The organism is Candidatus Micrarchaeia archaeon (genome assembly GCA_041653315.1).
GTDB lineage: Archaea > Micrarchaeota > Micrarchaeia > Anstonellales > JAHKLY01 > JAHKLY01.
This window is the reverse complement of sequence record JBAZFO010000039.1, coordinates 1-10063: the sequence shown is the minus strand read 5'-3', so window position 1 is coordinate 10063 and position 10063 is coordinate 1. Positions and strand designations below refer to the sequence as shown.

Here is a 10063-nt window from a genome sequence, read left to right as displayed (position 1 = left end):
GCTTTGCGGCACATGGTCTTACATATGCCGATGTTGGTGCGGCTCCATCTACGCAAGGTGCGGTATTTGCTGGAACTATATCATCAGGGTTTTGGGTTGCAACATCGTCTGGCGGAGCAACTACGGCTGAATTGCCTGTACGTGCAATCGTGATAAATAGCATAACACATTATTGTTTAGAATAGAGAACAATTATGCCAAGAGAAGAATTAGTTATAAATTAAAAGGACACATTAATGACATTAACACTTAGACAAATATTAAACGCAGTTCCAGCTTTCCAAAAACTAATAAATACAGACCTGTCCGCTAAAATGCGGTTTAGGGCAACAAGATTTGTCAAACAAATTAGGACTATAACAGAGGACTATGAGGAGCAGAGAAAGCGATTAATAGAGAAACATGGGGTGTTAAATGAGAGGGGCGTAAAAGAGGTAATGCCCGAACAGTTTGAGGCGTTCCAAAAAGAATACATAGAACTGGTTGACGAACCAATAGAGATTAAAGAAGAAGATTTACCAAACGATATTTGGGACAATGTAGTAATGTCTTTAAGTGACGAAGAAAATATAAAACCCTTCAAAAAGGTGAAAGAATGAAACGACTGTTATTTTTAATCTTTACTTTATCTGCTATTTGTTTCGGAGGGGACAATAAGAGATTAGAGTGGTTTTATGACACAAGTACTTTGATAGCTACTCCCTATCCAAGCACAGTAACGCTTTCTCTTAGTTCGACCGGATTAGGCACTATGGCTATGTGCGATAGTACTTATATAAAGTCTTTGATTAGTTTGAAATTAAATACTGCCGATGTAAAAAATGGTGCATATGTAGATACGGTAGAGTTTGGGAATAAATTTGAGACACGCGCAGATACAAACACCACAAAACATGCAATTACATTAAGCTATGCAGTAGATAATTTTTGCGGGATTGCTTCTGCTACGAATTGGAACACCGCCTATAGTGATAGATTAAAATGGGATGGGGGTTCTACCGGACTTATAGCCGCAACCGGAAGGACTTCGCTTGAACTTGGAACAATAGCTCTTTGTGATAGTGCCTATATTAAATCTTTAATTGCCGCCGGTACCGGAACGGGAACTGTTACAAGTATAACTAAGGGAATAGGTATTGTTTCTGGAAGAGCTATTATGACTACCGGAACGATTGATGTAGATACGGTTACAGCCGGAAGTGGTATAGTCAATAAAACTCGCGGAGATAACCAGTACCAACCTAAAGATGCAGACTTAACAACCTATGCGGGGATTACTCCGTCAGCTAATGCTCAGACATTGCTTGGAGAAACCTTTGCACAAATGAGAGGCAGTATAGGCGCACCTGATTCTACCTTATCCAGAGACACGATTTATACAGACGCAACAAGCAAAGTAGTAAGTAAAACTACATTGATAACCGTAGAGAAAGCCAGTAAAGCGGCTCATTTGAATTTGGACACAACATCGGCAGGGGGAGTATTAACTAAAACCAGAGCCGATAATCAGTATATAAAAATAGACTCTATTGCAACATTACGTGCCGAACTTAATGCAAGAATGGATTCTATTAACGCTCTTAGAGATCACATAGACGTGGTCGAGAGCGCGGCAAACACTCGTATAGATAGTTTAATAGCCGCATTTATAGTATTCGCTGGACAACCTCCAGCGGATGCAACTAATTATTATCTAAGTCCTACTGGTAATGACGATTATGGTGGACACGCTGCAACTCAACCTTGGCTAACGATTGATAAATTAAATACTCAGACATTCTCACCGGGTGATAGCATATTCATTGCTTCCGGAACCTATAGAGGACAAATAAATATTAAGCAGAATGGAACCTCTGCATTACCGATTGTGGTTACAAGATACTCTACCGGAACTGCTAATATTTCCGGTGCGGATATAATTACCGGATGGGTAACACGTGGAACTAATCTCTGGGTAACACATACAACAAGTGATATTTATGATTTATATGTTGCTGGGGTTCAACAAACGCTTGCAAGATTGCCTAATGCAAACACTTATTATCGTGTTCTTGCAGGTGCTACCACTACCAAGATTCGCGCAACTGAATTAGGCACGATAGCTGAAGATGGCTTAGTAGGATGTAATATATCGGTGTTGGTTCAAAACTGGTATTGCAATTATGGAAAGACTGTTATAAGTAATAAGGATGATAGTATCGCGGTATCAAGTGCAGTAGAAGTTGCACCGACAACGGGTTTTCCCTTATATCTTGACGGCTATCCGTTATTGCCTGATACGGTGGGAGAGTTCTGCTTTAATACAACATTGGATTCACTTTATCTTTATTCAGTTGCAGACCCTAATGGTTTGACAGTTGAAGGAGTCACAAGACACAACGGACTCTGGACAGACAAGTCTTATCTAAAAATTGAGAACTTACAATTCGAGAAACAGGATTCGGCAGGTATTAAATTCGATGGTACTCCACAATATGATACTGTAAAATATTGCAGAGTTTGGAAACAATATAGAGATGGTATAAGAGTTTCAGGAGATGCTAAACGATTTAGTTTCTTCGGTAATGACATTTCGCTTACTCACGGCACTGGAATATGGGCACAAAGTGCAACAAGTTGGAAAGCAGATTCTAACAAGATACACTCAATAGGTCTTACTTATGGTAAATATTATGCTCCTCGTGGATTGATGAATTGGGCAGATTCAGTTGTCTATTATCGTAACACTATAGACTCAACCGCTTCAAATGGCATGTATGCTCGTAACTACTCAGACATAAGTTACAATCATGTTGAACATTACATGGCACGCTTCGATGATGGTGGAGGTATCTATTTGGGAGATGGTAACCATACAGTAACACATCACAATTACTTCGCACATGGTATAAAATATACTCCGAGCAGTGGCACACCTGCATCAGCTTCATTGTTTGCGATATATTATGATTCTGGAATACACAATAGCAGAATACACCACAATGTGATTCACGACGGTGGATGGGCAGCAATATTCAATCAATACACAAACGCAGCAGATTCAGTTGATAATAATTTGATTCATTTTTCAAGTGGCTCTGTTGGTTACGGAATTTGGACAATAATGGATTCCACTTATCATTTGACTCCTGAATATGTTGTAAAAAACAATAGATTATATACTAACAATGCAACCACAAATTGTCATTTTTCTTTTTGGCAAGATCGTTTTGCAAGGTGGCATTCGTGGAGAGCATTTGGGACTTGGGATTATAATGAATATGTGAATCCGAGAGGATGGGCAACTCCGTTTGTCTACACAACTCCTGCTGGCAGTTATTCTTTAACATTAACACAAGTTCGCGATTCTCTTGCTGGACAGGAAATAAATTCGACACTTGGATATTATGGAACGACTGGAACAGATATAGTTGATAGTTTATTTGTGAATAGTACCGATGTATCTCAGAACTTTACAATCCAAGAAAACTATTGGAAAGACCCTGTTAGCGGTGCTTACATCGCAACACCTATAGTCCTTGCTCCTGATAGTGGACTTATCGCAATGGTTGACCCGATTAATGAAATAGATACAGTCTTAGCCGCGAACAGAAATGGCCGATCAACCGGAACTGATGAGGCACTCGATTACCCGCGTGTTGGACAAAGTGCCGCTGGCGATGAGTTGCAATCGGGGTTTGAATTTTGTATAAAAGCACTTGATGGTAAAACCATTGATTCTGCTTTTTTCCAGTGGGGGGGTGGGGGTGGTGCTAACTGGTCAACCGATGATATTGCTTTAGTGTGGGTAGTGGATGAGGATAACGCGGCAGTTTATAATGCGGCTGACGTTCACACAATTTATAATCATCACAGTGGTTATGTCGGGGCAAGTAGTGTGGAGTGGACATTCGCAGGTAGTGGAACCGCATGGTACACATCGCCTAATATTGGTGCAAAGATTCAAGCAGTTATAGATCGTGGAGGTTTTGCTGATGGGAACTACATTGGTATAGTCATAACAGCAAAGACTCCAACTACGAATAACTTTTTCTATGGTCAAGGATTCACTGACTCTGGAGTAGCCAATGCTCCGAGACTGAAGGTGTATTATCATTAATCTATTATTCATATATGGCAATCTTTTACTCTGGTCATTGTATGATTTGACTAAGATGGCTAAGTCAGAACTTCTTTACTGGGGTTACGACGATGATCTATCTACAATACCAAGGGTGAATAAGGTCGCTTCAGATTGGGCAAGTCTAACTCAATTTGCATTATTCTATATTTATATGGGTATGTTTGCTTTCTCAATTTGGGGGTTTAGTTGGACGGCTTGGATAAATATTTTCTTTGTAGCTCTTAATCATTGGTGTGGTGTGGAGGATTTGGGATATTTCTTACTCTCAAATTTCATTAAATTACCAAAAGAGTATTTAGACTTACATCCTAATAAGTTCGGAATACCCGATATTTTATATTGGTTATCTGAACCGAGAAAGATATGGAAATTTACAATACCCTCTATTATAGGATTTGTTTGTGGCAAAGAAGTTAAGAGATGGAAGTTTGTATTGTTCACTATTTCAGTTATAATTCTAACAATATTATTATCTTATATATAAGGAGATGGATTATGGAAAAAATATTAAAGTACTTATTAAGTCTCATAGAATGGATGGTTGCGTATCGTCAATGGTATGAAGATAATATCAATGACTTCCAGATTAAGGATACAATTAAGAAACCACCGCCTCCACCACCTCCACACGGTTAGGAGATTACATGAATGGAAAACAACAGGAATATAGTGAACCATTTATTACTAAAGCACTTACTGAACATCTTGAGGATCGGGATAGAAACTGGCAAGAGTTATTCGGAATTCATAAAACATGGTTATGGTCTATGTTTCTTATTACTGTTGTTAGTGTATTCTTTTGTGCCTTGGGAGTTTTATTTTCCATTAATGAAAATAGGAGATTAAATGAGTACATGTATGAACAATCGGTCCTATCCCAGAATAGGGAACTACGTGAAATTGCAAAAGCTAAACAGGACAGTATAGCAGGTGCAAGAGATGATTCACTCGCAAAAGCATATATTAAACAAATGTCCAGGTATGAAAAGATGCCCTATTATAAATCAGGAAAAGGAAATTAATATGGGAGAAAAACTCAGATTGAGAATAAGTAAATGGCGCGATGTTCTTGTTGTTTTTGGCATTTATGGAGCACTTGTCATGATGTTATTGAAGAGTAACGAAACATTGGGAGAGATAACTGCTACCAATACATATCTTGTTGAAGGAAGAAAGGAAAATGCAACCAATATTAAAGGTATTGATGCAAAGGTAGATACTCTGTCAATTGCAATGACTAAAATGGTAATTACGTTAGATAAGTTAGAGCAACGTCAAACTTTGTCTGAAGAAAGGCAAACCATAGCAAAACAGGAACAGGCAATTACTGATATTGAAATTATTAGACTATTGAAAATAAATAATTTGCAACCTTATAACTGGAAGGATCTTTCTATCCTTCCAGATTTGAAACGTAAGTAGAAAGGATTAATATTATGGAACTTACATTCTTTGAGTTATTTGATTGGAAGATATTGTTATTGTGTGCAGTTGGTACATCATTTATAGTAGGCGCAATTTATGCATTCACTCCTGATGCTATACGGTCACGGTATATATTACCTGTAGTAACATTAGTAGTGGTATTCTTAAATACGTCATTTACTCCTGCAATGAAATTTGCTGATTGGCAGAATCTTATATTCCAGTTTATATTTAATGTATCATTTGCAATCTTATTTTATATCTCAGGTGGTAAATGGTTGGTAGATAAGGTAATAGGATGGGTTAAGAAACAACTTGAGAATAAACTTGGCAAAGATGAGGTAACTCCGTAATGGAACTTAAACTTATACGGTTTGATTCTGGTACTAACGATACACTTGGTATATTCTTTATAGATGGTAAGTTTGCTGGATTCACTTTAGAGGATGAGTATAGGGAGATTAAGATTAAGGATGAGACTCGTATCCCTGCTGGTACTTATGATGTTAAATATACATATTCTCCTAAGTACAAGAGGTTAATGTTAGAAGTAATGAATGTTCCTAATTTCTCCGGTATACGGATACATCCTGGCAATACTGAGGCAGACACTTCTGGATGTATATTACTTGGTAATGTATGCAGACATAATCCGTTTGGAGATAGTAGGATTGAGGAATCCAGACTTGCTTATGATAGGATTGCTTCGTTAATTATTCATGCTTTAGGTAGGAAAGAGAATGTTACTCTTACGATAAAGGATAATGTATGAAATATCTTTATGCAGGATTAGCAGGATTGGTCATAGCAGTATTAATATTCTGGGCCGGTATGAGTTATAACCAATACAAAATAAGTCATAGTCCTGAAGTAATAAGCATTGATACAACTAATCATTCATTGGATATACCATTGAAGGATACGGTCCATATACCTGTTACTGTTTATAAACCTGATAAGAACAGGCAAAAATATATTGATTCACTTTTAGCAGAACGAATAACTGCAGATAGTTTGAGAAATTTCATAATGACTAAGTTAAGTATGTTTGGAGAAGTATTCACAGATTCAGTTGAACAGAAGGATTCTCTTGGTACATTCAAGCAGATACATATATTCGATATTCTTGCAGATCCATTGTTCTGTTCTATACGAAAGACTGATATATTCAATCATGTGGAATATACTTCGTATGATACTACCAAGAGTACTTATATTACCGAAGAACCTACTATATGGAAAAGATTACAGGATGTAGTAATAACTGATGGAGTAATAGCAATTCTTTATTTTCTTATCAGTGCATTATAAGGAGATACAATGGCTTATCAAGTTACAATGACTGGAACTACTGCTAATGCGGTACAGAAAGAAATATATCAAGCAGATGGTACTAGATTCCTGATTGCTGCGAGTGCTTCTTATCGCATACGTGGTATGGCGATAGCTCAGAATACTTCTACTATTGCTACGCATGAATGGGAATTTGATCTGCTCATTAAGAATGTTGCTGGTGTTACTTCTTGGGTAGGTTATCCTGTTAGTAGTGATTTAAGTATGGATACTGGCACTGAAGCATGGTTACTTACTTTTAGTGCCGATGATACTAATGATGCGTTAGGTGTAAAGGTAACAGGTGCAGCAGGAACCACTATTAATTGGAGTGTTGGATTTGATTATGTATCATTAGGATATACTCCAACTGTATCTGCAGCAAGCAGTTCACTTAATGTTCCTCAATTAGTAGAATTGGTTAAGTTACATCATCCTAAGATACCGGATACAATGATAGTCAAGAAGATGTCTAATGCTCAGAAAAGGTTCGTACGTGAGACTAAACTTAATACTGAATCAAGTACTATATTACTTACTAGTCAATCGGTAACTGGATATACTCTTGCATCTCCATTGACATTAACTGATACTGCAAGTGATTATACATGGAGTTTCTATAAGGATGGTACTACATCTACTTTGACATTGAAACCTAATACTAATGTAGTATTCTATACTAATATAGGTTGTGTAGATAGTGCAGGTGAAACAGTAGGATGTTATGCAGTATCATTCAATGATGATGGCAGTATATATTTCTACGATGAATATGGAACTGCATTAACTGACTTTGACGATGATGGTACCTATATGACATTTGATTTTGTTAAAGTTCCAGATGCACTAACTAATGCAAGTAGTTCTACTCCAGAGATACAGAGTGAATTTCATGAGGCATTATCAAATTTGATTATCAGCGATCTATATACTACACGTGGAGATTTACAAGTAACTGATAGATTAATGCTTGCTAAACATCATAAGAATCTATATGAAGAATATAAGACTCTTGCTAAACGTGCATACTATATGCAGAATAATACATTCCCAATTTCATCATTTGCGAGTGTAGACTTTGAGGAAGATTAATGAATAAACTTACACATATAAAACAATCGGATCGTGGTGTAGACGATGAATTATCCCGTATAATATCCACACTTAATGGTCTTATTGATAAGATAGCAGATCCGACTACTTCTACTCCAGAAGATGTTGGTAAGGTAGGTTTTCAAGCTGTTACTTTAGGTAATAATGAATACTGTTTATCTATGCGCACAAAGGATGGAATTATTAATTCTATTCCTGGATTATTTGTCAAGTCTGATCAAGTGCATAAAACTAATACCCCTAAATTTAGTTATAGTGCAACAGTTGCTGCCGTAGAAGAGTTAGAATCTTCGGAGAAAGATATAACTTGTTCTACCTTAACTGTGACAAGTGAGGATAATGATGCTATTACTAATTCAGGTGGTATCTCGTCTGCAGTATATAGTTTCCAAAGTCAAGGATATAGAATAACTACTAATGGTAATGCTGATTTTAGATATTTATATACGGATGAGTTGCATGCTAAAGCATTTATAGCGGATTTAGAACAAGCTCTTGCAGGAGGGCAAATAATTTGTAAGTCTGTAGCTAAGTTGATGAATCCTTTTCCTTTACCTGTTGCTGGTGGTACAGGGACATTAACTGTTGAAGAATTTGCAGGGTTCTCTGGAAATGTTTTCGCTGATGGAGATATGATTAGATTGCGTCAAATGACGCGTTCAGGTAATACGACCGTTACAGTGGCGGACGCATGGGGAACTGTAGTTTTCTCAAGAAGAAGATACTGGGGTAATACTCTTCCTCTAAGAATGGTGCAATTATATACTTTTACCCGTTCTGCTGATCCTAATGCTGGTACTGCTACAGGAACGATAACAGAAGGTACACTTGCTCTTGATTATGGTACAACTGGACAAGGATACTATGAGGTGACGGCTATTGATGGTGCAAATGGTGCTAATAGTCCTTATGCTCAGTGTGTAACATGGACTTCTCATCCAGCAAGTGGGTGTACGGTCGAAGCAAGGTTTGGCAACTTAACAGGGATAACTTCGGATACGTGGGGTCCTTTAAGTGGATATGGATTGTATGGCGATAGAGTATATCTAGAAGGTAATTGTTATATCAAGGGTGTGCTAACTATAGTTTCAGGTACGGATGGTGAATTAGCTGGATTGACTATATCAAGCACAGCTTTAACTGCTACTGGTGGTGGTAATTCAACTATAATTTCTTCTGGGGCAACTGCATTCCAATGCGGGCCGACTCTTTCACCTACATTTACAGTAACAAAAGCTGGAGTACTTACCTGCACTTCTGCAGTACTTAAAACGGCTGGTTCTACTAAGTATATCGATATAGGTAATACCATTGAAAATGAAATACAGTTCTTTGAGAGTAGTACTGCAGTAGTAAGAATAGGTTCTAATGTTTATTCTACTACTCCTGGATTAGAGGTAATTAGTGGTTCTATTTATAGTCATAGTTCTACAACGTATCCAATATGGGGAGCAGTTATAGGAGGTGTTGGAACAGGATTGTATGGAGTTATTGGTTCAAGTACTGGAAGTTCACAAGGCGGTGCAGTATATGGTTATGCGCATGGTGCTGGTGTCAATTCAGCAATAACAGGACGCGCTGAAGGAGGAACAACTAATAATTCATTTAATGGTATAAGCGGCAATATTTATAACGATGGAGATTGTAATATTACAGGCACATATCAGATTAGTGGAGTAGCTTTAGCGGCAAGTAATATCGGAGCTACAACTGTAGGTAGTAATATATTCACTTTAACAAATCCCTCTGCAATAACATTTTTAAGAATGAATGCTGATAATACGGCTTCGGCTTTAGCGGCTGCTGATTTTAGAACTGCTCTTGGATTGGGGACGGCGGCTTTATCGGCTTCAACTAGTTTCGCTGCTGCCGCTAATGGTGCTGCATTCGCTGGAGCTATAGCATCGGGATTTTGGGTTGCCTCAGAAAGTGGCGGACCAACAACGGCACAACTTCCAGTTCGTGCGATTGTGATAAATGGTGTAACACATTATACTTTAGAATAGAGAATAATGGAAATAATATGCCAAGAGAAGAATTAATAATAAGTACTTTTGATAAGGGAATGCA

General features: G+C 37.6%; 12 protein-coding genes. All 12 read left to right on the top strand.

Features of this window, described 5'->3' with window-relative positions; genetic code table 11:
* A partial coding sequence (locus WC356_06555) for a hypothetical protein (protein ID MFA5382802.1) occupies positions 1-185 on the top strand: 185 nt, incomplete at its 5' end.
* Positions 186-236: 51 nt separating this feature from the next.
* Positions 237-599 (top strand): hypothetical protein, encoded by a 363-nt coding sequence (locus tag WC356_06550; GenBank protein ID MFA5382801.1) that lies wholly within the window; start codon positions 237-239, stop codon positions 597-599.
* On the top strand, positions 596-4099 hold the full coding sequence (locus WC356_06545; protein ID MFA5382800.1) for a right-handed parallel beta-helix repeat-containing protein: 3504 nt from the start codon (positions 596-598) through the stop codon (positions 4097-4099). Before WC356_06550 ends, WC356_06545 begins: the two co-directional genes overlap by 4 nt.
* A gap of 55 nt (positions 4100-4154) precedes the next feature.
* On the top strand, positions 4155-4607 hold the full coding sequence (locus WC356_06540; protein ID MFA5382799.1) for a hypothetical protein: 453 nt from the start codon (positions 4155-4157) through the stop codon (positions 4605-4607).
* Between the two features lie 11 nt (positions 4608-4618).
* A complete protein-coding gene (locus tag WC356_06535; GenBank protein ID MFA5382798.1) occupies positions 4619-4759 on the top strand; it encodes a hypothetical protein in 141 nt (46 codons plus the stop codon).
* An 8-nt stretch (positions 4760-4767) separates the two neighbouring features.
* On the top strand, positions 4768-5145 hold the full coding sequence (locus tag WC356_06530; protein ID MFA5382797.1) for a hypothetical protein: 378 nt from the start codon (positions 4768-4770) through the stop codon (positions 5143-5145).
* A 1-nt stretch (position 5146) separates the two neighbouring features.
* The gene (locus tag WC356_06525; protein ID MFA5382796.1) at positions 5147-5545 is read left to right on the top strand and encodes a hypothetical protein; all 399 of its coding nucleotides are present in this window, start codon (positions 5147-5149) and stop codon (positions 5543-5545) included.
* Positions 5546-5559: 14 nt separating this feature from the next.
* A complete protein-coding gene (locus WC356_06520) occupies positions 5560-5901 on the top strand; it encodes a hypothetical protein (GenBank protein MFA5382795.1) in 342 nt (113 codons plus the stop codon).
* A complete protein-coding gene (locus WC356_06515) occupies positions 5901-6320 on the top strand; it encodes a DUF5675 family protein (GenBank protein ID MFA5382794.1) in 420 nt (139 codons plus the stop codon). Before WC356_06520 ends, WC356_06515 begins: the two co-directional genes overlap by 1 nt.
* Positions 6321-6577: 257 nt before the next feature.
* Entirely contained in the window at positions 6578-6859 is a 282-nt protein-coding gene (locus tag WC356_06510) for a hypothetical protein (protein ID MFA5382793.1), read from the top strand.
* A 9-nt stretch (positions 6860-6868) separates the two neighbouring features.
* Positions 6869-7972, top strand: a complete 1104-nt coding sequence (locus WC356_06505) for a hypothetical protein (GenBank protein ID MFA5382792.1) — start codon at positions 6869-6871, stop codon at positions 7970-7972.
* Positions 7972-9999 (top strand): hypothetical protein, encoded by a 2028-nt coding sequence (locus WC356_06500; protein ID MFA5382791.1) that lies wholly within the window; start codon positions 7972-7974, stop codon positions 9997-9999. The genes WC356_06505 and WC356_06500 overlap by 1 nt, the downstream gene beginning before the upstream one ends.
* Positions 10000-10063 lie beyond the last annotated feature (64 nt).